The organism is Mycobacterium gastri (genome assembly GCF_002102175.1).
Classification (GTDB): domain Bacteria; phylum Actinomycetota; class Actinomycetes; order Mycobacteriales; family Mycobacteriaceae; genus Mycobacterium; species Mycobacterium gastri.
Map to the genome: position 1 here is coordinate 23,587 of NZ_LQOX01000093.1, position 26,100 is coordinate 49,686.

Annotated in this window: 22 protein-coding genes and 1 pseudogene; 12 read left to right on the forward strand and 11 right to left on the reverse strand. The window is 66.9% G+C overall.

Translation table 11 applies throughout. From position 1 onward, the window contains the following. Positions 1-144 precede the first annotated feature (144 nt). Entirely contained in the window at positions 145-900 is a 756-nt protein-coding gene (locus tag AWC07_RS09465) for a L,D-transpeptidase (RefSeq protein WP_036412701.1), read from the reverse strand. Positions 901-1,162: 262 nt separating this feature from the next. On the opposite strand from AWC07_RS09465, the gene AWC07_RS09470 reads away from it, so the two are divergent. Beyond that, positions 1,163-2,095 (forward strand): LysR family transcriptional regulator, encoded by a 933-nt coding sequence (locus tag AWC07_RS09470; RefSeq protein ID WP_036412707.1) that lies wholly within the window; start codon positions 1,163-1,165, stop codon positions 2,093-2,095. Here AWC07_RS09470 and oxc read toward each other — a convergent pair. After that, positions 2,079-3,839 (reverse strand): oxalyl-CoA decarboxylase, encoded by a 1,761-nt coding sequence (gene oxc, locus AWC07_RS09475; RefSeq protein WP_036412709.1) that lies wholly within the window; start codon positions 3,837-3,839, stop codon positions 2,079-2,081. The genes AWC07_RS09470 and oxc overlap by 17 nt on opposite strands. Positions 3,840-4,135: 296 nt before the next feature. Between oxc and AWC07_RS09480 the strand changes: the two genes are divergently transcribed. Continuing rightward, on the forward strand, positions 4,136-5,734 hold the full coding sequence (locus tag AWC07_RS09480; RefSeq protein WP_051507962.1) for a FadD7 family fatty acid--CoA ligase: 1,599 nt from the start codon (positions 4,136-4,138) through the stop codon (positions 5,732-5,734). A 5-nt stretch (positions 5,735-5,739) separates the two neighbouring features. On the opposite strand, the gene AWC07_RS09485 is transcribed toward AWC07_RS09480, so the two are convergent. From AWC07_RS09485 to AWC07_RS09495, 3 genes are all read right to left on the reverse strand, one after another. Continuing rightward, entirely contained in the window at positions 5,740-6,198 is a 459-nt protein-coding gene (locus AWC07_RS09485; RefSeq protein WP_036412711.1) for a DUF2231 domain-containing protein, read from the reverse strand. Between the two features lie 10 nt (positions 6,199-6,208). Continuing rightward, positions 6,209-8,365: an elongation factor G-like protein EF-G2 gene (locus AWC07_RS09490; RefSeq protein ID WP_085105044.1), complete on the reverse strand. Its 2,157-nt coding sequence runs from the start codon at positions 8,363-8,365 to the stop codon at positions 6,209-6,211. Between the two features lie 245 nt (positions 8,366-8,610). Then, entirely contained in the window at positions 8,611-9,018 is a 408-nt protein-coding gene (locus AWC07_RS09495; RefSeq protein WP_036412037.1) for a TIGR03668 family PPOX class F420-dependent oxidoreductase, read from the reverse strand. 79 nt (positions 9,019-9,097) lie between these two features. On the opposite strand from AWC07_RS09495, the gene AWC07_RS09500 reads away from it, so the two are divergent. The 6 genes and pseudogenes from AWC07_RS09500 to AWC07_RS09520 all read left to right on the forward strand — a co-directional run bounded on the left by AWC07_RS09500 (position 9,098) and on the right by AWC07_RS09520 (position 14,990). Then, positions 9,098-9,547, forward strand: a complete 450-nt coding sequence (locus AWC07_RS09500) for a nuclear transport factor 2 family protein (RefSeq protein ID WP_036412034.1) — start codon at positions 9,098-9,100, stop codon at positions 9,545-9,547. 166 nt (positions 9,548-9,713) lie between these two features. Further along, entirely contained in the window at positions 9,714-10,787 is a 1,074-nt protein-coding gene (locus tag AWC07_RS09505; protein ID WP_036412032.1) for a S1C family serine protease, read from the forward strand. 109 nt (positions 10,788-10,896) lie between these two features. Beyond that, on the forward strand, positions 10,897-12,729 hold the full coding sequence (gene treS / locus AWC07_RS09510; protein ID WP_036412031.1) for a maltose alpha-D-glucosyltransferase: 1,833 nt from the start codon (positions 10,897-10,899) through the stop codon (positions 12,727-12,729). A 2-nt stretch (positions 12,730-12,731) separates the two neighbouring features. Next, a pseudogene (locus AWC07_RS28605) lies at positions 12,732-12,806 on the forward strand (16S rRNA (guanine(966)-N(2))-methyltransferase RsmD); the annotation flags it as partial. A gap of 46 nt (positions 12,807-12,852) precedes the next feature. Beyond that, the gene (locus AWC07_RS09515; protein ID WP_036412028.1) at positions 12,853-14,211 is read left to right on the forward strand and encodes a maltokinase N-terminal cap-like domain-containing protein; all 1,359 of its coding nucleotides are present in this window, start codon (positions 12,853-12,855) and stop codon (positions 14,209-14,211) included. Positions 14,212-14,303: 92 nt separating this feature from the next. After that, a complete protein-coding gene (locus AWC07_RS09520; protein ID WP_036412026.1) occupies positions 14,304-14,990 on the forward strand; it encodes a YoaK family protein in 687 nt (228 codons plus the stop codon). Between the two features lie 99 nt (positions 14,991-15,089). On the opposite strand, the gene ag85C is transcribed toward AWC07_RS09520, so the two are convergent. Further along, positions 15,090-16,085, reverse strand: a complete 996-nt coding sequence (gene ag85C / locus AWC07_RS09525; protein ID WP_036412025.1) for a diacylglycerol acyltransferase/mycolyltransferase Ag85C — start codon at positions 16,083-16,085, stop codon at positions 15,090-15,092. Between the two features lie 389 nt (positions 16,086-16,474). Between ag85C and AWC07_RS09530 the strand changes: the two genes are divergently transcribed. Next, complete coding sequence (locus tag AWC07_RS09530) at positions 16,475-16,930, forward strand: MaoC family dehydratase (protein ID WP_036412022.1); 456 nt, start codon at positions 16,475-16,477, stop codon at positions 16,928-16,930. Between the two features lie 11 nt (positions 16,931-16,941). Here the strand turns inward: AWC07_RS09530 and AWC07_RS09535 are convergent, their stop codons facing one another. From AWC07_RS09535 to AWC07_RS09545, 3 genes are all read right to left on the reverse strand, one after another. Further along, positions 16,942-18,240 carry an acyl-CoA dehydrogenase family protein gene (locus AWC07_RS09535; RefSeq protein WP_036412041.1) on the reverse strand — a complete coding sequence of 433 codons (1,299 nt, stop codon included), beginning with the start codon at positions 18,238-18,240 and terminating at the stop codon, positions 16,942-16,944. A gap of 161 nt (positions 18,241-18,401) precedes the next feature. Next, positions 18,402-18,623: a hypothetical protein gene (locus tag AWC07_RS09540; RefSeq protein ID WP_036412019.1), complete on the reverse strand. Its 222-nt coding sequence runs from the start codon at positions 18,621-18,623 to the stop codon at positions 18,402-18,404. Positions 18,624-18,962: 339 nt separating this feature from the next. After that, positions 18,963-20,171 carry an IS4 family transposase gene (locus tag AWC07_RS09545; RefSeq protein WP_036412016.1) on the reverse strand — a complete coding sequence of 403 codons (1,209 nt, stop codon included), beginning with the start codon at positions 20,169-20,171 and terminating at the stop codon, positions 18,963-18,965. Positions 20,172-20,382: 211 nt separating this feature from the next. Between AWC07_RS09545 and AWC07_RS09550 the strand changes: the two genes are divergently transcribed. The 3 genes from AWC07_RS09550 to AWC07_RS09560 all read left to right on the forward strand — a co-directional run bounded on the left by AWC07_RS09550 (position 20,383) and on the right by AWC07_RS09560 (position 24,489). Continuing rightward, on the forward strand, positions 20,383-22,212 hold the full coding sequence (locus AWC07_RS09550) for a PE family protein (protein WP_036412013.1): 1,830 nt from the start codon (positions 20,383-20,385) through the stop codon (positions 22,210-22,212). A gap of 497 nt (positions 22,213-22,709) precedes the next feature. Next, complete coding sequence (locus tag AWC07_RS09555; RefSeq protein WP_208622387.1) at positions 22,710-23,495, forward strand: helix-turn-helix domain-containing protein; 786 nt, start codon at positions 22,710-22,712, stop codon at positions 23,493-23,495. Next, positions 23,419-24,489, forward strand: a complete 1,071-nt coding sequence (locus tag AWC07_RS09560; RefSeq protein ID WP_051508259.1) for a DDE-type integrase/transposase/recombinase — start codon at positions 23,419-23,421, stop codon at positions 24,487-24,489. The genes AWC07_RS09555 and AWC07_RS09560 overlap by 77 nt, the downstream gene beginning before the upstream one ends. Before the next feature lie 39 nt (positions 24,490-24,528). Here AWC07_RS09560 and AWC07_RS09565 read toward each other — a convergent pair whose 3' ends face one another. Continuing rightward, complete coding sequence (locus AWC07_RS09565) at positions 24,529-24,786, reverse strand: hypothetical protein (protein WP_036419330.1); 258 nt, start codon at positions 24,784-24,786, stop codon at positions 24,529-24,531. Positions 24,787-24,798: 12 nt separating this feature from the next. After that, positions 24,799-26,100: site-specific integrase (locus AWC07_RS09570; protein ID WP_139829617.1), on the reverse strand; the 1,302-nt coding region annotated here is incomplete at its 5' end.

The window sequence follows — 26,100 nt, forward strand, 5'->3', positions numbered from 1 at the left end:
AGCATTCGTGCTCACCATGAATTTCCAAGTGAGGCGGGCATTTTCACGAGTCGACGCGCACCGGGCTCAGCCTGGGGCCCATGTGAAAGATGTGATTGCCTTACCCGGGACTCCGCTCAGCGCGGTGACTAGATCAGCACCGTCTTAGGCGACCACTTCGATCGGATCGCCGACGTTGACGGTGTTGAAGTACCAGGCGGCGTTGTCCGGACTGAGGTTGATGCAGCCATGGCTGACGTTGGCGTAGCCCTGTGAGTTGACCGACCACGGCGCCGAGTGCACGTACACGCCGCTCCAGGTGACCCGAACCGCGTAGGAGGCGGTGATCAGATAGCCGTCGGAAGAGTTCAGCGGAATGCCGATGGTGCGTGAATCCATTACCACAGTGCGCTCTTTCGACAGCGCGCTGAAGTTGCCGGTCGGTGTCGGACGGCTGGGCTTGCCCATCGACGCCGGCATGGTGCGCAGGACCTCTCCGTTTCGGCTGACGGTGAACGTGTGCGCGGAGATGCTGGCCACCCCGAGCAGCTCGTCGCCGGTTTCGAAGCCGTCCGTCAGCTCCTGCACACCCACCGAAATGTGGCTATGGGCCGGCCAGTAGTGGTCTGGAATCCACTGCACGACAAAGCTGTCGACCCACTCGAAATGTCCGGTCATGTTGCTGGGGGAGGTGACTCGAATGGTCCGTTCGGCGGCGCGTCGATCGATGACCGGAGCGGTGAACGTCACCACGACCGGGTGTGCCACGCCCACCACTGCGCCATTGGCGGGCAACACCGCGGCGACTCCGGGCACGGGCTGCGGCAGGGGCACCGCGGCGCTCGCCACAGCGCCCGACCCGGTCAGCGCCATCGTCGTGATTGCAACCATAACGGACAGATAACGAACTGCGTGGCGCATTACGGTTACCCTTCGGGACGGTGCAATCAACACAACCGCATTCTAGTGGCTGTGTACCCGCTACGTGCTGCAGCAAACATCTCAGACTGGCGGTCCGGCTTTGCTCCGGTCGTCATGGTAGCGGTTCGTAGTCAGTCTTCCCTGAGCCGAGGCGCGGCTGGCACCCGCTGCGGCGGCCGGCCCACGGCCTGATCAGACTGGCTGACCGGCCGACGACACGTTAGCCTCAGCGAAATCGTGCTCCACGGCCGAGGAGGTGTAAGTGCTCTTTCGTCAGCTGGAGTATTTCGTGGCGGTCGCCCAGGAGCGGCACTTCGCCCGGGCGGCCGAGAAGTGCTACGTCTCACAACCCGCGCTGTCGTCGGCGATCGCCAAGCTCGAACGCGAACTCAACGTCACCCTGATCAACCGCGGCCATAGCTTCGAGGGCCTTACTCCCGAGGGGGAGCGGTTGGTGGTGTGGGCCAAGCGGATTCTGGCCGAGCACGACGCGTTCAAGGCCGAGGTGGACGCGGTGCGCTCCGGTGTCACCGGGACGCTGCGGCTGGGCACCGTCCCGTCCGCGTCGACGACGGCGTCGCTGGTGCTGTCGGGTTTCTGTTCGGCGCACCCGTTGGTCAAGGCTCAGATCTGCTCCCGGCTGGCCTCAACCGAGCTGTACCGCCGGCTGCGTGACTTCGAACTCGACGCGATCATCGTGCATCCGACAACGGAGGACAGCCGCGACGTCGATGTGGTGCCGCTCTACGAGGAGCGCTATGTGCTGCTCGTGCCGCCCGACATGGTGCCCCCGGGAGCGTCGACGCTGCGCTGGCCCGACGCCGCGCAACTGCCGCTGGCGCTGCTCTCGCCGGACATGCGGGACCGCCAGATCATCGACGCCGCCTTCGCCGAACACTCCATCACGGTTACCCCCCAGGTCGAGACCGACTCCGTCGCTTCGCTCATCGCTCAGGTGGCCACCGGCAACTGGGCGTCCATCGTTCCGCACACCTGGCTATGGACAACGCCGACCGGCGGCGAGATTCGTCCCGTCCCGTTGGTCGATCCCATTCGCAAGGCTCAGATCGGTTTGGCCACCAACTCCGCCGGCCCGGGATCGCCCGTCGCCCGCGCGCTCGTGGCATGTGCGCAGGAGTTGGATCTGGGCGAGTTCTTCGAAGCGCGAATGTCGGGAATCAGCCGCCGGCGCTGACCGGTGCCGGCGGGGCGGTGGCCGCGCTGGTGGGGTTCAGGCTCGCCAGGTGTCCGCTCTCCACACCCGCGGCCGGGCTGAGCTCGCAGTCGATGACCGACGGTCCCCCCGACGCCAGCGCCTCGGTCAGTGCCGCGGTCAGCTCCGACGGGGTGGTGACGTGATATCCCTTGCCGCTGAACGCCTCTGCGATCAGCTCGTGACGCGCGCGAGCGTTCAGCACGGTAGGCGCCGGATCGGTGCCGGACGCCGACGCCTCGTCACCGCGGTAGACGCCGCCGTTGTTGAGGATGACCACGGTCACCGGAAGTCGATACCGGCAGATGGTCTCGATTTCCATGCCGGAAAAGCCGAATGCGCTGTCACCTTCGATCGCGATCACCGGTCGCCCGGTCTCCACCGCGGCCGCGATTGAATAGCCCAGGCCGATTCCCATCACCCCCCAGGTACCGGTGTCGAGCCGGTGTCGCGGCAACTGCATGTCGATGACGTTGCGAGCCAGGTCCAGCGCGTTGGCGCCTTCGTTGACCACATACACATCGGGATTGCGTTGCAGCACCGCGCGAATAGCGCCGAGCGCGTTGTAGAACCGCATTGGGTGCGGGTCCTCGGCCAACCGTTCGCGCATCTTGGCCTCGTTGCGCGCCTTGCGATCCGACAGCTCGCCGGTCCATGCCGCCGGCGCCGCGACGGGACATCCGGCCAGGCCGTCCAGCAGCGCCGACATCACCGAGCCGATGTCACCGGTCAGCGGTGCCACCACCGGCCGGTTGCTGTCGAACTCCGAGGCCGCGATATCGACCTGGATGAACTTGGCGTCGGCTGCCCACTGCGGCGACTCGCCATGGCCCAGAAGCCAATTCAGCCGGGCACCGACCAGCACGACGGTGTCGGCACGCGCGATGGCCAGCGAGCGGGCCGCGCCGGCGGACTGCGGATGCGAGTCCGGCAGTAGCCCCTTGGCCATCGACATGGGCAGGAACGGAATTCCGGTGGTCTCGACGAACTCGCGAATCACGTTGTCGGCCCGGGCGTATGCCGCGCCTTTGCCGAGCACGATCAGCGGCCGCCGGGCCGCGGCGAGTATCTGCAGGGCGCGGTCGACCGCCTCGGCCGCGGGAAGTTGTCGCGGTGCCGGGTCGACCAGCCGCCAGATGCTGTCGACGGCAACGGAGACCTCCAGGGCCTGACCGAGCACCTCGCCGGGGATGTCGAGGTAGACACCGCCCGGCCGGCCCGAAATTGCGGTGCGAATGGCGCGCGCGACCCCGAGCCCGATGTCCTGGACCCGGTTGATCCGGTAGGCCGCCTTGGCAAATGGCCGGGCGGCATCGAGCTGGTCGATCTCCTGGTAGTCGCCGCGCTGCAGGTCCACGATGGACCGCCGGCCCGAACCCGAGATCTGGATCATCGGGAAGCAGTTTGCGGTTGCGTTGGCCAGCGCGGGCAGGCCGTTGAGAAAGCCGGGGCCAGACGTCGTCAGGCAGATGCCGGGACGCGCCGTGAGGAAACCGGCGGCCGCGGCCGCGTTGCCGGCCGAACCCTCATGACGGAAGCCGATGTAACGGATACCAGCGGCCTGGGCGGTGCGGGCGAGGTCGGTGATCGGGATGCCGACGATCCCGTAGATGGTGTCGACGTCATTGGCCTTGAGGGCATCCACCATGAGGTGAAAGCCGTCGGTCAGGCGATCCCTGGCCGGTCCAGCCGCCGCTGCGCCGGGAGATGCCGATTGCGTGCTCATGGTGGCGACTCCTCGTGTCCGTGTCTCTGTGTGTGTGGAGGGGGGACCGGAGTGCTCCGGGCCGCGGATGTCTCGGTCATCACTTTGTTCCAGGGCCGGGGCGGTGTCCAAGACCGGGTCGCTATTCAGTGATTTACGTTGTCTATCGACCCTGGCCGCCAGCGGCTTCCGGAGTGCATTCAATAGGTTCCGGCTATCGAGCGGTAGCGGATCGGTATTGGACAAGCAGCGTTGTCACCGGCAGGGTGGCCATCAGGAGCCGATCCGGCACCGGCAACACCCGAGAGGAGCGTGCGATGTCATCGATCACCAAGGCGGTGGCGCAACAGTTCGCGGCCGAAGGTTCCACCGAATCGTCGAATCCGCGAATTGTCGATCTGGTGATGGTGGCGGCAACCCGCCGGCCGGAGGCCGTCGCGCTCGTCGTGACCGCCGACCGCGTCGCAATCAGCTACCGTGACGTGCTCCGGTTGGCCGACGACCTGGCCGGGCAGCTGACCAGGGCCGGTCTCTTGCCGGGCGACCGGGTGGCGCTGCGCTCAGGCAGCAACGCCGAATTCGTCGTCGCGCTGTTGGCCGCGTCGCGAGCCGATCTTGTTGTGGTCCCGTTGGATCCGGCGTTGCCCGTCAGCGACCAGCGCGCCCGTGCCGAGGCTTCCGGAGCGCGCGTGGTGCTGGTGGACGGCAGCGGCCCGGACAACGCGGACGATCCGGCGATCAGGTGGTGGCCGGTGGCGGTGAGCGTGGGCCGCGATGACGGCGCGCTGTCGGTCCGTTTGGAGGCTGCCGGGGAACCGAAGCCGGTCACGTCGGCGCCCCAGGGGCTGCGGCCTGACGACGCCATGATCATGTTCACCGGCGGGACGACGGGACTGCCGAAAATGGTCCCCTGGACACACGGAAACATCGCCAGTTCGATCCGGGCGATCATCGCCGCGTATCGGCTGGGTCCGCAGGATGCGACGGTCGCGGTGATGCCGCTATACCACGGTCACGGCTTGATCGCCGCGTTGCTGTCGACCCTGGCATCCGGGGGCGCGGTGTTGCTGCCGGCCCGCGGCAAGTTCTCGGCCCACACCTTCTGGGACGACATCGACGCCGTGCGGGCCACCTGGTACACGGCGGTGCCGACCATTCACCAGATCCTGTTGGAGCGTGCCAAGACTGAACCGTCCGGCACCAAAGCCGCCCTGCGTTTCATCCGCAGCTGCAGCGCCCCACTCACCCCGGAGACGGCGCAGGCGCTGCACGCAGAGTTCAGCGCGCCGGCGGTGTGTGCTTTCGGGATGACCGAGGCCACCCACCAGGTGGCCACCACAAGCCCCGACGACGATGAAAACCCGGCGGTGTCAACCGGTCTGGTGGGCAAGTCGACCGGGCCCGAGATCCGGATCGTCGGGTCCGGCGCAGTGCCCGTCGGCCCCGGCGAGGTCGGCGAGGTCTGGCTGCGCGGCCCCACCGTGGTGCGTGGCTACCTCGGCGACCCGAAGATCACCGAAGCCAACTTCACCGACGGTTGGCTGCGCACCGGCGATCTGGGGACATTGTCGGACGACGGTGACCTGAGCATCCGTGGCCGGATCAAAGAGCTGATCAACCGGGGCGGCGAGAAGATTTCGCCGGAACGTGTCGAGCAAGTGCTGGCCACCCATCCCAACGTGTTGGAACCAGCCGTCTTCGGCGTTGCCCACCCGCTCTACGGCGAAGCCGTCGCGGCCGTCATCGTGCCTCGGCAACCCGCGCCGACTCCCGAAGAACTCACCGAGTTCTGCCGGGAACGCTTGGCGGCCTTCGAGATTCCTGCCAGCTTCGAGCTGGCGAGCGAGCTGCCGCACACCGCGAAAGGTTCGCTCGACCGTCGCGCGGTGGCCACCCGGTTCGGCGGGTCCGGGTAAGACGGTTACGCGACCGAACCCCACGCCGCTCGCGCGCCGGAGTCGCCCACCCGGTATGTCTGGACCAGGGTGGCCGCGGCGGCAGTCACCACCAGCAGCGTGACCAGCAGGTGCACGACGGGTTTGACCGCGCGTCCCCGCGCCCGGTGAAGGTGAACGACCGCCAGCGCGACCACCGCCGCCGCCAGCGCGGCCGCGAAGTAGGACAGGGTTTGGCCGAGGTTCGCGTGGCTGTCGATCGCCGGCGACTGGCCGAGCTTGCCGGCCAACCACTCGCCCGAGTCCGCGGTCAACGGGGTCACGATGAGCGTGATGACGGCCAGGACTAGAGTCAGCCAGACCAGTCGTTGGCGGGCGGCCGGCGACAGCGCGCAGATGATCGCCAGGATCGCCGTCAACGGACCCAGCACGACGACCAGATGGTTGAGCAATATGTGGGCCGGTAGTCCGCCAACCGTCGACATGAGGCTGGCGCTACGCGGTTGACTTCACCCGGGCCGCAGCGGATTCCGGCATCGGTTCGTATCGGGCGAACGTGCGGGTGAACGATGCGGCGCCGTGGGCGAGCGAGCGCAAGTCGATGGCATAGCGGGTCAACTCGACCTGAGGCACTTCGGCTTTGACCACCGTACGTTCGTTGGCAGCGGTCTCGGTACCCAACACGCGGCCGCGGCGCCCGGACAGATCACCCATCACCGCGCCTACGAAATCGTCGGGCACTAACACCGAGATCTCGTCGATCGGCTCCAGCAGGATCACCTTGGTCGCAGCGGCCGCATCCCGCAACGCCAGTCCACCGGCCATCTGGAAGGCGAAGTCGGAAGAGTCGACGCTGTGGGCTTTACCGTCGAGCAGGGTGACCCGCAAGTCCACCACCGGGTAACCGGCGAGTACCCCCTTTTCCATCTGCGCCCGGACGCCCTTCTCCACACTCGGGATGAATTGGCGTGGCACCGCGCCACCGACCACCTTGTCGACGAACTCGAAACCGGAGCCCTCCGGCAGCGGCTCCACCTCGATGTCGCACACTCCGTACTGGCCGTGCCCGCCGGATTGCTTGACGTGACGGCCGTGGGCTTTTGCCTTGCCGGCGAACGTTTCCCGCAGCGGTACCCGCAGCTCCACGGTGTCCACGGTGACGCCGTACCGATTGGCCAGCCCGTCGAGCACCACGCCGGCATGGGCCTCGCCCATGCACCACAGCACGATCTGGTGGGTTTCCTGGTTCTGCTCGATCCGCAATGTCGGGTCTTCGGCGGCAAGACGGCCCAAGCCGACCGACAATTTGTCCTCGTCGGTCTTGGCGTGCGCCTGAATGGCAATGGGCAACAAGGGTTCCGGCATCGTCCAGGGTTTGAGCACCAAGGGCTCGGACTTGTCCGACAGGGTGTCGCCGGTTTCCGCGCGGCTCAGCCTGCCGATGGCACAGATGTCGCCGGCCACCACCGCCGTCGCGGGGCGCTGCTGCTTGCCGAGCGGGAACGACAGCGGTCCGATGCGTTCGTCTTCGTCGTGGTCGGGATGGGTGTTCGCCGAACCGTTCTGATCGCCGAAAAACGACGAGAAATGGCCCGACACATGCACCGTGGCGTCGGGCTTGATGGTTCCGGAGAACACCCGCACCAGGCTGACCCGGCCGACGTAGGGGTCGGACGTGGTCTTCACCACCTCGGCGAGCAATGGCGCGTTCACGTCGCAGGCCAACCCGGCGTGTGCGGCGCCCTGCGGGGTGAACACCTCCGGTAGCGGGTGTTCCATCGGAGACGGGAAGCCGCGGGTGGCGACCTCCAGCAGTTCCAGGGTGCCGACGCCGGTGCCGCTGCACACCGGGATCACCGGGAAGAACGAGCCCCGGGCGACGGCCTTCTCCAGATCCTGGATCAGGATGGATTCGTCGATGTCCTCGCCGCCGAGGTAGCGCTCCATCAACGACTCGTCCTCGGACTCCTCGATGATCCCTTCGATCAGGCTGCCGCGGGCTTCCTCGATACGATCGGCGTCCGACGGGTCCGGGGGTCGCGTGGTGCGCTTGCCGCCGGAGTACTCGTAGTGGATTTGTGACAGCAATCCGATCAGGCCCTCACCGGCGGGTCCGGCGGGAAGGTACAGCGGTAAGACTTTGTCGCCGAACGCGTCCTGGGCGGCGGCCAGTGCCTCCTGATAGTTCGCCCGGGCGTGGTCCAGCTTGGTGATCACCACTGCGCGCGGCATGCCGACCTGGCTGCATTCCTGCCAGAGCGACTTGGTGGGTTGGTCGACGCCCTCGTTCGCCGCGATCACGAACAGCGCGCAGTCCGCGGCTCGCAACCCGGCGCGCAGCTCACCCACGAAATCGGCGTATCCAGGGGTGTCGACGAGGTTCACCTTGATGCCGTCGTGCGACAGCGAGGCCACCCCGAGCCCGACCGAGCGCTGCTGGCGGATCTCCGCGTCGTCGTAGTCGCAGACCGTGGTGCCGTCGGTGACCGATCCCGGCCGGGACAGCACTCCGGATGCGACGAGCAGGGCCTCGACCAGGGTGGTTTTGCCGCTGCCTGATGGCCCCACCAGAACCACGTTGCGAACGGCGTCCGGGCCATCCGCGGTGGGTGCGGCTCCCGCCCCCTGGGAGGCACTCGCTCTGTCGGCCATGACTTTCCTCCAGTTCTTCCGGGTATTAGGAATCCGGGCCCGCCCACTCCCGTAAGCGGTGTGTTCCAGCCCACAGGACGCACCCACAGGACGCACTCACAGGACGCAGTAGCAACTTTTCCCCCAACCGCCGCCCAGCACAAGGGCCGGCCCATGCGGTGCGACGGGGGCGCGGCGCCGTCGTCGACCTCCGGGGCCGGCCGATGCGGGGATCCGTCAGGGGGTCTTGTGATCGGCGGGCCGGGTCAGCCGTGCCAGCTGGACCAATGCCGCACCGACACGGTGACCACCGGCCCGTTCAACGGAATCGACTGGTACTGAGGGTATTTCGTGCGCAGCAGCCGGTATCCGGTCTGCATGGCCGCGCCGTCGTGATGGATTGCGGCGACTCCGTCGGCCCTGACCCACCACAACTGCGTCCAGTCGTCGTCGTAATCATCGACGAGCAGGCTGACGTGCGGATTGCTTTCGATATTGGTGAGGCGCCGCAGCCGCTGGGTGGTTTTCGGCTTCGCGTCGACGGCGGTGAAGATGAGGTCCCGATCCACCGCGAAAACCACCGGCACCAGGTGGGGCGTGCCCGCGGGCGTGATCGTGGCCAGCCGCGCCACCGGGGATTGCGTGAAGGCGGCCTTCGGGTCGAATTCGCCCACTGGCTCAGCCTAAGGCCGGGCTGCCGCGCGGCTCGGGCCGATGGCCGCGGAAACTCTCTCGCCGGGCTACCGTTACCCCATGCCGGCGGAGACGCAGATCGCCAATCTCCTCTATCGCTATGCGGAGTGCATCGACGCCGGCGACCTGGACGAGGCGGCCGCGCTGTTCGCGCACGCTCGCATCCGGATCGACGCTGCCGGCCACGACACCATCGATGCGGCAGGGCTGCTGAGGATCTGGAAGTCGCTGATCGTTTTGTATCCCGACGGGACACCCCGAACCAAGCATCTGGTCACCAATCCGATCATCGAGATCGACGGGCACGCCAAAACCGCGCAATGCCGCAGTTACTACACGGTGCTGCAGCAGACCGAGGACTTTCCGCTGCAGGCCATTGTTGCGGGCCGCTATCATGACCGCTTCGAATGCGTCGAGGGCACCTGGCGTTTTGCCTATCGCGACCTGACCCTGATCGACATGGTCGGTGATACCAGTCACCATCTGAGTTATGGCATTGCGCCTGCCTAGGGACCCTTGGCGAAACTCCGGAGAATTTCCGCAATTTTGGCCGTCCGAAGTCTTGAGAACTACTCAGGTGGGTATTTGGACTACGGTAGATGTAGACAAAGTTGTGCTGCCCGGACCTTAAGGCTGGGACAATTCAGCTTCTTCCCCCGACGCAGGAGGTTACGGGATGAGCAACGTTCGCCACCGCCCGGTGGGGTGGTCATGGCTGGTCGCCATATTGGCCGTGCTCGGATTGGGTCTGGCCACACCGCCGGCGCCCGCATTGGCGGCGCCGTCCACATTCGCGCTGGACCGGTTCGCCGATTACCCGGCGCTGCCGCTGGACCCGTCGGCGTTGGTCGCCCAGGTAGGGCCGCAGATCGTCAACATCAACACCAGGCTGGGCTACAACAACGCGGTGGGAGCCGGCACCGGCATCGTCATCGATCCCAACGGTGTCGTGCTGACCAACAACCACGTGATTTCGGGCGCCACCGACATCAGCGCGTTCGACGTCGGTAACGGCCAAACCTACGGCGTCGACGTGGTCGGCTACGACCGCACCCAGGACATCGCGGTGCTGCAGCTGCGGGGTGCGGGCGGTTTGCCCACCGCCACGATCGGTGGCGGGGTGTCGATCGGCGAGCCCGTCGTCGCGCTGGGCAACACCGGCGGGCAGGGCGGTACGCCGCGTGCGGTGCCCGGGCGGGTGGTCGCCCTCAACCAGACCGTCCAGGCCTCGGACGCGCTCACCGGTGCCGAAGAAACGCTCAACGGGCTGATCCAGGTCGACGCCGCGATCCGGCCCGGCGACTCGGGCGGGCCGATCGTCAACAACCAGGGGCAGGTTGTCGGCATCAACACGGCCGCTTCCGACAACTTCCAACTGTCCCAGGGCGGGCAGGGCTTTGCCATTCCGATCGGCCAGGCGATGGCGATCGCCAACCAGATCCGCTCCGGAGGCGGGGCGCCCACGGTGCACATCGGACCGACCGCCTTCCTCGGCCTGGGTGTCGTCGACAACAACGGCAACGGCGCGAGGGTGCAGCGAGTGGTGGGGACCGCGCCCGCCGCGTCGATCGGGATCTCCAACGGCGACGTGGTCACCGCGGTCGACGGCGTCGCGATCAGTTCGGCTACCGCCTTGTCGGATGTGCTCAACGGGCATCATCCCGGCGACGTCGTCTCGATCAGCTGGCTGTCCAAATCAGGGGTCGCGCGCACCGAGAACGTGACGCTGGCCGAGGGGCCGCCGGCTTGAGCTACGCGGGGATGATCACTGCCGGCCGGTGAATTCGATTGGCGCCGGCAGTGATTGCCCGCATGGTTCCCGAAGTTCCACCTCGGGTATCCGTGGCATCGTGGAGTTGATGAACGACGCTAGAGAAGCCTCCCGGCACGATCCTGCGCACCATCCCACCGAGGGCAGCCATGTCGAAGGAGGTGTGGTCGAGCACCCCGATGCCAAGGATTTCGGCAGTGCCGCCGCGCTTCCTGCCGACCCGACCTGGTTCAAGCACGCCGTCTTCTACGAGGTACTGGTCCGGGCTTTCTACGATTCCAGCGCTGACGGCTCGGGTGATCTGCGCGGACTCGTGGACCGGCTGGACTACCTGCAGTGGCTCGGCATCGACTGCATCTGGCTGCCCCCGGTCTATGACTCACCGCTGCGTGACGGCGGGTACGACATCCGCGACTTCTACAAGGTGCTGCCCGACTTCGGCACCGTCGACGACTTTGTCGCCCTGGTCGATGCCGCCCACCGCCGCGGAATCCGGGTCATCACCGACCTGGTGATGAACCACACCTCGGAATCCCACCCGTGGTTCCAGGAATCCCGCCGCGACCCCGACGGCCCGTACGGCGACTACTACGTGTGGAGTGACACCAGCCAGAAGTACACCGACGCGCGGATCATCTTCGTCGACACCGAAGAGTCGAACTGGACGTTCGACCCGGTCCGGCGCCAGTTTTATTGGCACCGCTTCTTCTCCCACCAGCCGGACCTCAATTACGACAACCCGGCCGTTCAAGAGGCGATGATCGATGTCATGCGCTTCTGGCTGGGCCTGGGCATCGACGGGTTCCGGCTGGACGCGGTCCCCTACCTTTTCGAACGCGAGGGCACCAACTGCGAAAACCTGCCCGAGACGCACGCCTTCCTCAAGCGGGTCCGCAAGGTGGTGGACGACGAATTTCCCGGCCGGGTGTTGCTGGCCGAGGCCAACCAGTGGCCGGCCGACGTCGTCGAGTACTTCGGCGACGTCACCACCGGCGGCGACGAATGCCACATGGCCTTTCACTTCCCGCTGATGCCGCGCATCTTCATGGCCGTCCGCCGCGAGTCGCGGTTCCCGATTTCAGAGATCCTGGCGCAGACGCCGCCGATACCCGATATGGCGCAATGGGGGATCTTCCTGCGCAACCATGACGAGTTGACGTTGGAGATGGTCACCGACGACGAGCGCGACTACATGTATGCCGAGTACGCCAAAGACCCGCGGATGAAGGCGAATGTCGGCATCCGCCGCCGGCTGGCGCCGCTGCTGGATAACGACCGCAACCAGATCCAGTTGTTCAACGCGCTGCTGCTCTCGTTGCCGGGCTCGCCGGTGCTGTACTACGGCGACGAAATCGGCATGGGCGACGTGATCTGGCTGGGGGACCGCGACGGCGTGCGGACCCCGATGCAGTGGACACCGGACCGTAACGCCGGATTCTCCTCAGCCAACCCCGGCCGGCTCTACCTGCCACCGAGCCAGGATCCGGTTTACGGCTACCAGGCGGTCAACGTCGAGGCGCAGCGCGACACCTCGCCGTCACTGCTGAACTGGACCCGGACCATGCTTGCGGTGCGGCGGCGCCACCAGGCGTTCGCCGTCGGGTCCTTCCAGGAACTGGGCGGGTCTAACCCGTCGGTCCTGGCTTTCGTCAGGGAAACGCCGGGTAGTGACGGCAGAGACGGCAGAGATGGCAGAGACGGCAGAGACGGCAGAGACGGTGATGTGGTGCTCTGTGTGAACAACCTCTCGCGGTTCCCGCAGCCCATCGAATTGAATCTGCAGCAATGGAACAACTACATACCGATCGAGCTCACCGGGCATGTGGAATTTCCCCGTATCGGCCACCTGCCCTACCTGCTGACCCTGCCGGGTCACGGCTTCTACTGGTTCCAGTTGTCCAGAACCGAGGAGAACGCATGATCCGCGCCGGCGACGATGCAGTGGGGGCACCGCCCGCTTGCGGGGGACGTAGCGATGAGGAGGAGCGGCGCACATGATCCACGCCGGCGACGATGCGAAGCGACGCGAACAGGAGCGGCGTACATGAGCCTGCCAGCCAAGCTGCCCTGGTCTGCGTGGCTGCCGCAGCAACGGTGGTACGCCGGACGCAACCGCGAGCTGTGCCGCGCAGAGGTCAGCGTGGTCGTCGCGCTGAAGGACGATCTCGACCTGGTGCTCGTCGACGTCGACTACGCCGATGGTTCGGCGGAGCGCTACCAGGTGATCGTCGGTTGGGACGCCGCGCCGGTGTCCGAGTACAGCACCGTGGCAACGATCGGCGCCGCAGAAGACCGCACCGGCTTCGACGCCCTGTACGACGCTGATTCGCCGCCGTTTCTGCTGTCGTTGATCGACTCGTCCGCCGTCCGCGTTGCTTCCGGCGTGGAAGTGACATTCGCCAAAGAACCGGACGTCGAATTGCCGTTGAATGCGTCGCCGCACGTCTCCGACGCCGAGCAAAGCAATACCAGCGTCATTTTCGATCGGCGCGCGATCTTCAAGGTGTTTCGCCGGGTCTCCGGCGGCATCAACCCCGACATCGAATTGAACCGGGTGCTCGGCCGTGCCGGTAACCCGCACGTAGCCCGGTTGCTGGGAACCTACGAGATGGCCGGGCCGGACGCCGGCAGTTCGGCCGCCGGTGCGCAGGCGTGTCCGCTGGGCATGGTGACGGCATTCGCCTCCAACGCCGCCGAGGGGTGGGCGATGGCCACCGCCAGCGTCCGTGATCTGTTCGCCGAGGGCGACTTGTATGCCCACGAGGTTGGCGGAGACTTCGCCGGCGAGTCCTACCGGCTCGGCGAGGCAGTCGCGTCGGTGCACGCCACCCTGGCCGAGTGCCTGGGAACGGCCCAGGCGCCGTTCCCGGTGGACACCGTGCTGGCGCGGCTGTCGTCGACCGTGGCGGCGGTTCGGGAGCTGGAGGGGTACGCGGCGACGATCGAAGAGCGAATCCAGAAGCTCGCGGGCGAGACCATCACCGTTCAGCGGATCCACGGCGACCTGCACCTGGGGCAGGTGTTGCGGACCCCGGAGAGCTGGCTGTTGATCGATTTCGAAGGCGAGCCCGGTCAGCCGCTCGATGAGCGCCGGGCACCCGATTCGCCGCTGCGCGACGTGGCCGGTGTTTTGCGCTCCTTCGAGTACGCCGCCTACGGGCCGCTGGTGGACCAGGCCACCGACAAACAGCTGGCCGCCCGTGCCCGGGAATGGGTCGAGCGCAATCGCACCGCGTTCTGCGAGGGCTATGCGGCCGCATCGGGAACCGACCCACGGGATTCGGCGCAACTGTTGGCCGCCTACGAACTGGACAAGGCGGTCTACGAGGTGGGCTACGAGGCGCGGCATCGGCCCGGTTGGTTGCCGATTCCGCTGCGGTCGATCGCCCGCCTGACCGCCTGAGCCGGCTTTTCCGCGGTTGCGTGGCGGGGTCTCCGATCCCGGGCCGTCGGCTGGCTTCTGCGAAGCTCGGGAGTCTCTGGAAGCATGCTCGTGTGCAAAAAGAGACTTACGACAGCGAAGCGAGGTTGTCCTGGGTGCTGGCGGGGCTGGCCGGGGTGCTCGGGGCTACGGCGTTCACCCACTCCGCCGGCTACTTCGTGACGTTCATGACCGGCAATGCGCAGCGCGCTGTGCTGGGCGTCTTCCGCGACGATGTGTGGCTGTCGATAACTGCGTCGTTGTTAATGGTGTGCTTTGTGGCCGGTGTGGTGGTTGCCTCGATATGTCGGCGCCATTTCTGGGTCGCTCATCCGCACGGCCCCACCGTGCTGGCCACCTTCAGCCTGGTGGCGGCCACCGCGCTCGACATTCTCCTCGGTGGATGGGAACAGTCCCTGCTTGATTTCGTCCCGATTCTGTTCGTGGTGTTTGGGATCGGCGCGTTGAACACATCGTTCGTCAAGGACGGGGAGGTGTCGGTGCCGTTGAGTTACGTGACGGGCACCCTGGTGAAGATGGGTCAGGGCATCGAACGTCACCTGGCCGGCGGGAAGGTGGACGACTGGCTCGGCTACTTTTTGCTGTACGCCAGCTTCAGCCTGGGCGCCGCGGCCGGAGGCGTTATCAGCTTGGTGGTCAGCGGATCCCAGATGCTGGCGGTGGCGACGATCGTCTGCGCGGTCACCACCGGCTATACGTATTTCCACTCCGACCGGCGGGCGTTGTTGAAGGAATCCTGACCCGGAGCAGCCAGTGAGCACCCGGTGAGTACAAGAACATCGGCAGCAGCGCTGGCCGTGTGCGCTGCTGCCGATGCTGGCTTGTGTCTTAGCCGGGTCTCATGCGGCAGGGGCGGTGGGGCCGTTGAGCACCTGCAGCATGTCCGGCTTCATGGCGACCAGTTGCTGATTCCAGTAAGGCCATGAATGCGTTCCGTTCGTCGGGAAGTTGAACACCCCGTTGCGGCCGCCCGAGGCCAGGTAGGTGTCCCGGAAGGTTTGGTTGGTGCGCAGCGTCAGGCCTTCGAGGAACTTGGCCGGCATGTTGTCGCCGCCGAGGTCGCTGGGGGTGCCGTTACCGCAGTACACCCAGACACGAGTGTTGTTGGCGACCAGTCGCGGAATTTGAATCATCGGGTCATTGCGCTTCCACGCCGGGTCAGTGGACGGGCCCCACATGCTGTTGGCGTTGTAACCGCCGGAGTCGTTCATGGCCAGCCCGATCAGCGTCGGCCACCAGCCCTCGGACGGGTTGAGGAATCCCGACAACGACGCCGCGTAGGGAAATTGCTGCGGGTAGTACGCGGCCATGATCAGCGCCGAACCGCCCGACATCGAAAGGCCCACCGCCGCATTGCCGAGCGGCGAAATGCCCTTGTTGGCCTGCAACCAGGCGGGCATTTCCCTGGTGAGGAAGGTCTCCCACTTATAGGTGTAACTCTGACCGTTGCCCTGCGAAGGCTGGTACCAGTCGCTGTAGAAACTGGACTGGCCGCCGACGGGCATGACCACCGACAGGCCGGACTGGTAGAACTCCTCGAACGCGGGCGTGTTGATGTCCCAACCGCTGTAGTCGTCCTGCGCGCGCAGCCCGTCCAGCAGGTAGACGGAATGCGCTCCGCCGCCTTGGAATTGGACCTTGATGTTGCGGCCCATCGACGGCGACGGGATCTGCAGATACTCGACGGGCAGGCCCGGCCTGGAGAACGCGGCGGCGGGCACCGAGCCGCCGACGGCGCCGGCCACACCGGATAACAGGGCGGCCCCCACGGCCGCGATACCCAGCCGGCGGGGCATGGTTTTCGCTGCGCCACGCAGCTTTTCAACGAACCTCATGGCTTGTAACCCATCCCAACTCTCGTCTGCCGCATGTCGCGGTCGAACCTGTCTTGGGCGAGTGAAACACAGCAGACCGCCGCGACGGGCCTGTCGCCGCCGACGCGGGACATCGCGGTTGGCTAACAATTGGGCGTCGGCCCGGAATCGGTTCGTCCAGTTAACGATCGGCTGCCAACTCGATTGAGCGTCTTGTCTTGTCCGGCGGGACCGCGCACCGGCCGCTCGACCGCGGGCTATCTTTTTAGGTCATGCGAAATGATGCTGTTTGTGGTGTGAGCAGGCGGTGTTTTCACGGCCACCGTGGGTGATCTGGGGTACTTGGTGCGTCCGGCAATCAGCAGCCGCCGCACCCGATTTATGCTTACCCCCGACAAGAGGAGACATTCATGCGTACCTTCGAGTCAGTTGCCGACCTCGCCGCCGCCGCGGGTGAGACCATCGGGCAGAGCGACTGGGTGACCATCACTCAAGAAGACGTCAATCTGTTTGCCGATGCCACGGGTGATCACCAATGGATCCACGTGGACCCGGAACGAGCGGCCAAGGGCCCGTTCGGCAAGACGATCGCCCACGGCTTCATGACGCTGTCACTGTTGCCGCGGCTGCAGCATGAGATGTACACGGTCAAAGGCATCAAACTGGCAATCAATTACGGCCTCAACAAGGTCCGCTTTCCAGCGCCGGTGCCCGTCGGCTCCAGGGTCCGGGCGCAGAGTTCGTTGGTCGGCGTCGAAGACCTCGGTAACGGCGCTGTACAGGCCACGGTGTCGACGACAGTCGAGATAGAGGGTTCGCCCAAGCCCGCATGCGTGGCCGAAAGCGTCGTTCGCTACATCTCCTGAGCGCTCGCAGGTCAGTACTCGGCGACCGCGTGCTCGAGGCGCTCGGCCAGCCGGGCCTCGGCGGCCGCTCGGCGGGTCGGGATGTGCTGCGACGGGAAGGGCGTTGTCACCGGCTCGTATTCCCGCAGGGTACGCCGCGCCACCGTCATCTTGTGCAGCTCGGTGGCCCCATCGGCGATACCCAGTGATTCGGCGCCGACCATCATCTTGACGAACGGCATCTCGTCGGAGACCCCCAGCGCGCCATGCAGGTGCATGGCGCGCTGCGCCACATCATGCAGCACCTGGGGCATCGCGACTTTCACCGCCGCGATGTCGCGGCGCACCTTCTGGTAGTCGTGGTGCTTGTCGATCAGCCACGCCGTTCGCAGCACCAGCAGCCGGAACTGCTCGATCTGGATCCAGCTGTCGGCGATCTTCTCTTGGGTCATCTGGAAGTCGGCCAATCGCCCATGCCTGGTCTTACGTGATACCGCGCGCTCGCACATCATGTCGAAGGCCCTGCGCGCCAATGCAATTGTGCGCATCGCGTGGTGGATCCGGCCGCCGCCGAGTCGGGTTTGCGCGATCATGAACGCCTGGCCTTCGCCGCCCAGCACATGATCTGCCGGCACCCGCACGTCGTGGTAGCGGACATAGCCGTGACTGGCATGCCGGGAAGACTCCGAGCCCACACCGACATTGCGCACGATCTCGATGCCGGGTGTCTCGCCAGGAACGATGAACAGCGACATCTTCTCGTGGGTATGGGCCTCGGGGTTGGTGACGGCCATGACGATGAAGAACGACGCGTGCCTGGCGTTGGTGGAAAACCACTTCTCGCCGTTGATGATCCAGTCGCCTGAGCCGTCGCGGGTCGCGGCAGTGACGAACAGGCCGGGATCCGAGCCGCCCTGCGGCTCGGTCATCGAGTAGCACGACGTGATCTCGCCGTCCAGCAGCGGCCGCAGGTAGCGCGCCTTCTGTTCCTCGGTGCCGAAGAGTGCGAGGATCTCGGCGTTGCCAGAGTCCGGCGCCTGGCAGCCGAACACCGACGGCGCCCACCGCGAGCGCCCGAGGATCTCGTTGAGCAGCGCAAGCTTGACCTGGCCGAAGCCTTGGCCGCCGAGTTCGGGGCGCAGGTGTGCGGCCCACAGCCCCTGGTCCTTCACCTGCTGCTGCAACGGCCGCAGCACCGCCATCGTCTCGGGATTCGCTTTGTCATACGGGTCGAGTGCGATCAGATCGAGCGGTTCGACCTCGTCGGCCATGAATTTCTCGACCCAGTCGAGTTTCGCCTGGTATTCCGGCTCTGTTTCGAAATCCCACACCGTCGCCAACCGTTCCCCGGCGCAGCGTCGCACCGGCATCGTTGATGGAGCTACCCCATGGTAAGGGGCGGTGAGGGTCTGGCGAGGCCGCAACATCCGCGGCCCCGCATCGCGACCGCGGTTTCCGCGTCACGACCCGGACCGCACGACAATCACCACAATCAGAGTCTTTGTGCAAGCAGCTGTTTAGCTAGCTCTGCACCCTTGCGGCTGTCGGCCCGCGCCGTGCGGAACAGGTCGGCCGTCTCCCGGTCGCCGTCGCGCTCGGCATCCTCGATGTAGGTCTCGAGCCGCAGTGCATTGTCCAGGCACTGCTCGGTGTACCAGATCAGGTTGTAAGTCTTGTCGCGGGTGCCGGTCACATGACCTGTTTCGATGCTCACCGGTGGTCCTCCCTCCGTCGGTATCAGTTGCGACACCCAGTGAGCTACCCACCCGCGTCATGTTCAAACGGTTCCGCCGGAGGCGATTTCGATGGCCAGCTAGGAACTTCGGCTTTAGGCCGGCTTTAGGCCCAATACCGTTGTTAATGCGGGTGGATCGCGAAGTCTGGTGGGCGTTGGGGTTGGGGCCAGTGAGCGTGAGCTGCGCGTTTGACGTGCCATTTGGACATTTTGCGTTTGATCACCCGCGGTGCGGATCGTCGGCGCCTGGCGGGGTTGAGTCGGTCGAGCAGTCGGTGCAGGAAGGCCCACCAGTGCTGATCGGCGGCTTGGGGGTCCTCAGGGGGGAAATGCGCCCTGCTGGGCGACGGATTGGCGGGTGATGCGCAGCGCGGCGGTGAAACTGACCCGGTCGGGGTCTTCGCCGGCGTGCTCGGCAGCCTGGGCCATCAGGGCACGAATGGCGTAGTGACAGCACAGATGTCCCCAAATCTCTTGCAGGACAAGGTCAGGGGACTTCGAGCGCAGCACCACCTGGGGTCCGCGCTGATGGGTCTTGAGTTCGTCGAAGGTGTTCTCAATCTCCCAGCGCTGGGCATAGGCAGCGGCCAATTCGACGGCCGGGGCCTGCTCGGGGTCGGTCAGCGTGGTCAGCAGTCGGTAAACGGTGGGGTTGTCGCGGCCGTCATCGAGTGTGTAGTCGATGACGCGGGCCAACATCGGGGTGCTGCGACGGTCGGTGCTGGGCTGCAGATAGGCCAGCCAGGAACCGTCGGGAAGGTCCTGCACATGGGCCGGGGCCGGTCCGCCCTTGTCGGTGCGTACCCGCCACAACAGATCGGCTCCGGTCGCAGATGCCTTGCGCCACAGCGCATAGGAGAAGAATCCGCGATCAGCCAGGACCAACATCCCGGGCTCGAAAGCCGACAGCAGTTCCTCGGCGAGTTTGGACTCCGAGTCGCGGTAGCCTCCGATCTTGACGGCAAAGACCGCGTGGGTGGCGCACTCGGCCAGTCCAAGGACCCGCGCCTGCGGGAAGGCAGCCTTCTCACCCCTGCCGCCGGCCCCCGGCCGACTGAAATACCCGTCATTGGCCGGCGTGTCGGCCACATCCAAACACATCCCGTCGATGGCGACCAGCCGCCGCCCGGCCAGCCACGCCCCTGGCGTGTCCGGGCTGGCCAACGGGCGCGCCACCCGGGAAAACAAGCTGGCCAGCGGGGCCGATCCCAACCGCTCACGGGCCTGAAAGATCGCCGACTTCCCCGGCAGCCGATACTGCTCACGCCACCCCGACGCCCAGGCCAAACCATCAGTGAGCTGTGCCAACACATCCTCGTAGGAGCCCTCGGCATACAAACCCATCGCGATCGCGAAATACGCCATCACCCGCGCCGGCAACGACCGATGACGCTGCTGCGTGCGACCCTCCGCCTCGATCACCTCGTCGACCAGCGCCGCGGGAAACACCCGTGTCAGTACCCCCACCGACACCAAATCCGACAACCGGCGATCCGACTCAGGCTTACGCCAACCCGCACGAGGCACAGAATACAAACTACACCCATGTAGTCTTAACTGAACGGTATTGCATCTAGGTGTGGACGAGACGGACCTTGTGGCGGAGGACTATGTCCCATGCCCGGCAGCCTACTAAGCTCCGGACATGTCGCCCCGATCGCGATACGATGCCGCTTGTCCAGCGTTTCAATGCAGATCGGCGCCAGTCCGATTTGCCAGCGGGTGGTCGGAGAACACCATGTCGTTTGTGATCGCGGCTCCAGAGATGCTCGTAGCGGCAACCACGGATTTGAGCAGTATCGGTACGGCTATCAGCGCGGCGAATACCGCGGCGGTGCTCAAAACGACGCGCCTGGTGGCGGCGGGCGCCGATGATGTGTCGGCGGCTATCGCTGCGGTGTTCGGTGTGCACGCCCAGGAATTTCAGGCGGTCAGTACGCAAGCCGCGGCCTTTCACAGCCAATTTGTTCAGGCCTTGAGCGCCGGCGCGGGCTCGTACGCGAGCGCCGAGGCCGCCAGCATGTCGCCCCTACAGACGGCGGTGCAAGATGTGCTCAACGTGGTCAACGCGCCCACCCAAACGCTGCTGGGGCGCCCGCTGATTGGCAACGGCGCCGACGGGACGCTACCGGGGCAGTCCGGCGGGGCGGGTGGGTTGTTGTTCGGCAATGGCGGTAACGGCGCGGCGGGCAACGCCGGCCAACCCGGTGGCGGTGGCGGCGCGGCGGGGTTGCTCGGCAATGGTGGCGCCGGCGGACAGGGCGGTGCCGGTGCCGCCGGTGGGGCCGGCGGAGCCGGCGGGATCCTGCAGGGCAATGGCGGCGCGGGTGGGGCCGGTGGGGCCGCCATGGCCGGCATCAATGGCGGGATCGCGGGGCACGGTGGGAACGGCGGCGCCGCCATAGGCCTGTTCGGCGACGGCGGGGCCGGCGGACCAGGTGGCGCCGGCCTGGCCGGGGCAAATGGTGTCAACCCCACCTTCAATGGCACAGCCGCCGCCGGCAGCAACGGCGCCGATCTAAGCGTGAGTACGGGCCCCGCTACCGCAGGTGCGGGCGCTCCCGGCGGTAACGGCGGCCCGGACACGATCGGCGGCACCGGCGGGGCCGGTGGTTCCGCGTTCGTCAACAACCCCAGCGACGCCACCGGCGGCGCCGGCGGCAACGGGGGCAGCGGCGGCGCCGGCGGCAACGGCGGCGCCGGCGGTAACGCTACTAGTGGCGGTACCGCCGCCGGCGGCGCCGGAGGTAACGGCACCGGCGGCGGAACCCCCGGGGGTGCCGGCGGGGCCGGCGGCTTGGGCGGATCCGCAACCGCTGCCGGCGGCAGTGCCCTCGGCGGCGCCGGCGGCCTGGGCGGTAACGGCGCCGCCGGCGCGGCCGGTGGTGCGGGTGGACTCGGTGGTGCTGGCGGCGACGGCGGCCACGGCGGGATCCTGGCGGGCAACGGCGGCGCCGGCGGCAATGGCGGCGTCGGTGGCAACGGAGGTGCAGGCGGCAATGGTGGTGCCGGCGGTGGTGGCGGTGGCGGAACCATGGGCAAAGCAACCGTCACCGGTCAGGGGGGCGCGGGTGCTGATGGCGGCAGCGGGGGTGCCGCCGGATCCGGCGGCACCGGCGGCACCGGCGGCCCGGGTGGTAACGGTGGTGCCGCCTCGTCAATGTTCGGCAGCGGCGGCGCCGGTGGTATCGGCGGCATCGGCGGTGTCGGTGGCGGTGGTGGCAACGGCGGTGTGGGCGGCGACGGTGGTGGGGGCGGAAACGGTGACGGCTTTGTGACGAGCATCGCTGGCAGTGGCGGTATCGGCGGTGGCGGCGGCGCCGGTAGTGACGGCGGCGCGGGCGGCGGAGTCGGCAGCGGCGGCGCCGGCGGTGCGGGCGGCTTCTTTGGCGAGACCGGCATCGGCGGTGGTGCCGGCACCGGCGGCAACGGCGGCGGCGCCGGTAGCGGTGGTAGCGGAGGTAGCGGCGGTGCGGCCGGGCAGGCGATCAACGGCACCTTAGTTCCTGGCACTCCGGGTGTCGGCGGCGCCGCTGGCGCCGACGGCACGGCCGGTCCCCAGGGCTAACGGAGCTTTAGGCCGGCTTTAGGCCGGCTAAGCAACGCCGCGAGTAGTTGGGCGTGGCCTCCCCTCGGCCGAGGGAAGCTGGCCGGGGCCGAGAGTTCCGCGCCGGGGTGGAAGTCACATCTGTCACAGGAATCTCCGGGGGGGCGCTACTGGTTGTGCCCGCCTCACTGGCCGGAAATTCATGGTGACCACGAATGCTGCTGGTCAACGGCACGCTGATACCGCACCTTCGCTCGAACCTCTTGTGATGGCAGGTGTTCCGGGGATATCTCACGTGCTCACCGGGTGTTGAGCGTCTCTCGTGCTGACGACACAAGGGTGGTTGTGGGTCACTGTCGGTGAGGATGTCGGGTTGGGCCGCCGTGAGCTGATGGTGGTGGCGTCACCGTGAGGACGGGCTGTTTAGGCTCGGCGTGATCTTGAAAGTCAACGGCCCTTCCCGCTCGCTTTGACTGGCTGTCGGGAAGGGCCGTTCGAACGCGCCTGGAGGCGGTCCGTTGCTGAGCGTAGGTGTTGATCCGGCCGGTGTCGAACAGCGGTTGATCTCGGGTGGGCTGGTGTGCCCGGATTGCGGTTCGCGGCTGGCGCCGTGGGGGCATGCCGCGGAGCGGTTCGTGCGCCAATCCGCCGAGTCGGTGCGGCGGATCCGGCCGCGGCGGGCGATCTGCTCGCGAGCCGGTGGCTGTGGGCGCACCCATGTGTTGTTGCCCCGGTTTTGGCTGGCCCGGCGGGTCGATCCGGTGGCAGTGATCTGGGCGGCGCTGCTGGCGCGGGCCGCGGGTTGGGGCTGGCGGCGGATCTGTGCAGCGGCGGGGCGGCCGGCCTCGACGGTGCGGGGTTGGCTGGCGCGGTTTAGCGCGCATGCCGAGGAGATCCGGGTCGGGTTCGCGCGGTTGGAACGGCTGGCCGGTGTGGGCGCAGACATGGATCGGTTGGCCCCGGCCGGCTCGCCGGTGGCCGACGCGGTCGCCCAGATCGGTGCCGGGTGCGCGGCGGTGCGCCGGGCAGCTGGTTCGGCGGTGGTCGAGGTGTCGGCGGCCGAGGTGGTTGCGGCGTGTTCGGGCGGCTGGGCTTTTGGGTGCGCGGCCACCGGAGATCGCGGCGGTGCCGATCAACATCTGACCGCGTCTGTGACCGAGTGGCCCAGCGCGTCAGGGTCGACGGCGTCACTGTCGTCGATCACGAAAGCGTTGAGGTGGGCCACCGATGTCGAAGTCGCAGCCGAAGAAGTCGCGAACCGACCGGGCGCAAGATGTTGCGCTGTACCGGTATTCGCTGATTAGGTCGCTGGCCGATCCGAACCTGTTACCGACCGAGCGAGGCCGGCTGGTGCGCCAACTGGCCGCTCAGGTCCATCTCGGGCCGGGCGGGCAGCCGGTGACGGTGTCGCGGGCCAGCCTGGACCGCTGGATTAGGGCGTGGCGCGCCGGCGGGTTCGACGCGCTGACCCCGGCCGAACGCCAGGTCACCCCACGCACCGACGCCGAGGTGCTGGAGCTGGCGGCGCGGCTCAAGCGGGAACACCCCGCGCGCACCGCCGCGCATATCGCCCGCATCATCGAGGCTGAGCAGGGCTGGACGCCCTCGCCGCGGACCCTGCAACGCCACTTCGCCCGCCTCGGGCTGGGCACCCGACCCGAGGGCAACCCGCCAAGCGCGTTCGGACGGTTCGAGGCCGCCGAACCCGACGAGATGTGGATCAGCGACGGCCTGCACGGCCCGATCGTTGACGGCGGGCGGGCGGTGCTGTTCGCGCTGCTCGATGACCACTCCCGTTACGTGCCCGGACACCGGTGGGGCCACGGCGAGGACACCTTGGGCATCCAGGCAGCACTGCACGACGCGGTCAAAACCCACGGCTGCCCACGAAAACTGTACTGCGACAACGGCAGCGCGTATTCCTCGCATCAGCTGGCCTGGTCGACGGCGGTGCTCGATATCCGACTGGTGCACAGTAGGCCAGGAAAACGGCAGGGACGCGGGAAAATCGAGAGGTGGAACCGCACCGTGCGCGACCAGTTCCTGGTCGAGATCGAGGCCGTCGGCGGGGTCGGTTCGCTCGATGAGCTCAACCGGTTGTTCACCGCCTGGCTGCACCAGCACTACCACCGGGCCGTGCATTCAGAAACCGGCGCCACCCCCGCCCAGCGCTACCACGCCGCCGACCGGACCCCGGCGCCGCGGCCAGACCCGGCACTGCTGCGGCGCGCGTTTTTGTGGCGCGAACAGCGCCGGGTGACCGCGTTCGCCACGGTGTCGTTGCACGGCATTCTCTGAACTACGAAACTGTCACGACCCCAGGGGTTTTCGAGGTGATCATGATCGTTGACGGACGATGTCGTCGACGAGGCAGTGGATGTGGTGGGCGGTGAAGCTCAGGTCGTCGATCAGGTTGCAGGCCCTGAAGCCCGGGTGGGCGCGACCGCGGCGGGTCATGAACACGGTGAGCAGGTCGGTGACGTCTGTTCCGCTGCGAAGGAATTCGTCGATCTCGCCGAGCAGTTCGGCGAGGTGAACGAGGCTGCCGATGGGATAGGCGATGGTCGCGGGTTCGCCGGGGTGGTTCGAGGTCATCAGGTTAGGTCCTCACGCGTTCCTGATCTCGGTGTCTGTGATGGTGGTGCGGCCGGCGAGTTCGCCGAAGGTGGGTATTCCGAGCTGGATGGTGGCGGCCCGGCGGGCCATCCGATCGAGTTGGGCGAGTTTGGTTTCCGCGCCTGCGAGGCTGACCCGGAGTCCTTCGACTTCGCCGTGCCATCCTTCGCGTTCGGCCTCGGCGATCCGGTCGAGCAGGTTGTCGCGGATCTCGGCGATCCGCCTCCGTTGGCTCGGCGACGGGCGCAGGAGGGGGCAGCGCAGGCAGCTGTGCTCGTGGATACACGGGCTGGAATAACTTCTGCCGCATTCGCCGAGGGCGACGTGTCGCCGCTGGAAGTGACCGAGGAATTCTTCCCATTCCTCGTCGGTGGGCACCCGGTATTCTTCGCTGGGTCTGAGCTCACGGCGGCGGTTGATGAACGCCCGGTGGCCGTTGATGACTTCTTCCGGGTAGACGGCCTTGTATCCCATGGTGACGTTGATGTCGCGGTGACCCGCGACGAGTTGGGCGATGTGGGGTGGCATGCCGTGCATGACCGCGTCGGTGATGAACAGGCGACGAAAATCGTGGGGTGTGAATCTCAGCGGCGTGCCGGTGGTGTCGGTGAGTCCGGTGCTGGCCAGTGTGTCGTTGATCAGGGGGCGGATCACGGTGGGGCTCAGCGGCCGGTCTTCCAGGCGCCAGTGCCATTGGAACAGCAGCGGCATCGGCGGGTTCCAGGTCTTCTCGTTGTAGTCGTATGCCGCGACCAGCGGGATGCCGCCGCTGGGCTGGCGGATGCGGGTGACGATGGTGGCTAGCACGTCAGCTAGTTCCGGTGAGATCACCAGCAGCCGTTCGGCGTCGGTCTTGGATGGGGCGATCTGCAGCAGCGGAATCAGCTCGCCGGTGGCCGGAAGCCGGTATTGGATGAGGCTGTGGTGGCTGAGTTCGGTCAGTTCCTCGACACGGATGCCGGTCAGCCGCAGCACCTCGATCGCAGCCCATGCCCAAAAGGTGCGCCGCTCTTCGGCTTTCAGGTCGCGGCGACTACCGGTTATGGGATCCTCGGCCCAGAGGTGGCTGCCGGATTCCGGTGAGCGCTCGGCACGCCGCAGCACCTGCCCGTCGAGACTGAACTCTCGACCAGGTTCGGTGGCCAGCGCTGCGGCGAGTGCTCGCGCGGTCCGGCTGCGCCGGTTCTCGGCAGCGGCCACCAGCGTCGGCAGCACGGGCAGTCGTTCGCGGGTGCGCTGGTCCATCCGGGATTTGCGGGCGGCAACGGTTTTGGCGCGGCCGCTGGTCAGTTC

Coding starts and splice junctions, on each gene's coding strand:
- AWC07_RS09465 (WP_036412701.1), bottom strand. CDS start 900: ATGCGCCACGCAGTTCGTTATCTGTCCGTTATGGTTGCAATCACGACG.
- oxc (WP_036412709.1), bottom strand. CDS start 3,839: ATGAGCACGCAATCGGCATCTCCCGGCGCAGCGGCGGCTGGACCGGCC.
- AWC07_RS09480 (WP_051507962.1), top strand. CDS start 4,136: ATGTCATCGATCACCAAGGCGGTGGCGCAACAGTTCGCGGCCGAAGGT.
- AWC07_RS09485 (WP_036412711.1), bottom strand. CDS start 6,198: ATGTCGACGGTTGGCGGACTACCGGCCCACATATTGCTCAACCATCTG.
- AWC07_RS09490 (WP_085105044.1), bottom strand. CDS start 8,365: ATGGCCGACAGAGCGAGTGCCTCCCAGGGGGCGGGAGCCGCACCCACC.
- AWC07_RS09500 (WP_036412034.1), top strand. CDS start 9,098: ATGCCGGCGGAGACGCAGATCGCCAATCTCCTCTATCGCTATGCGGAG.
- AWC07_RS09505 (WP_036412032.1), top strand. CDS start 9,714: ATGAGCAACGTTCGCCACCGCCCGGTGGGGTGGTCATGGCTGGTCGCC.
- treS (WP_036412031.1), top strand. CDS start 10,897: ATGAACGACGCTAGAGAAGCCTCCCGGCACGATCCTGCGCACCATCCC.
- AWC07_RS09515 (WP_036412028.1), top strand. CDS start 12,853: ATGAGCCTGCCAGCCAAGCTGCCCTGGTCTGCGTGGCTGCCGCAGCAA.
- ag85C (WP_036412025.1), bottom strand. CDS start 16,085: ATGAGGTTCGTTGAAAAGCTGCGTGGCGCAGCGAAAACCATGCCCCGC.
- AWC07_RS09530 (WP_036412022.1), top strand. CDS start 16,475: ATGCGTACCTTCGAGTCAGTTGCCGACCTCGCCGCCGCCGCGGGTGAG.
- AWC07_RS09550 (WP_036412013.1), top strand. CDS start 20,383: ATGTCGTTTGTGATCGCGGCTCCAGAGATGCTCGTAGCGGCAACCACG.
- AWC07_RS09560 (WP_051508259.1), top strand. CDS start 23,419: ATGTCGAAGTCGCAGCCGAAGAAGTCGCGAACCGACCGGGCGCAAGAT.
- AWC07_RS09565 (WP_036419330.1), bottom strand. CDS start 24,786: ATGACCTCGAACCACCCCGGCGAACCCGCGACCATCGCCTATCCCATC.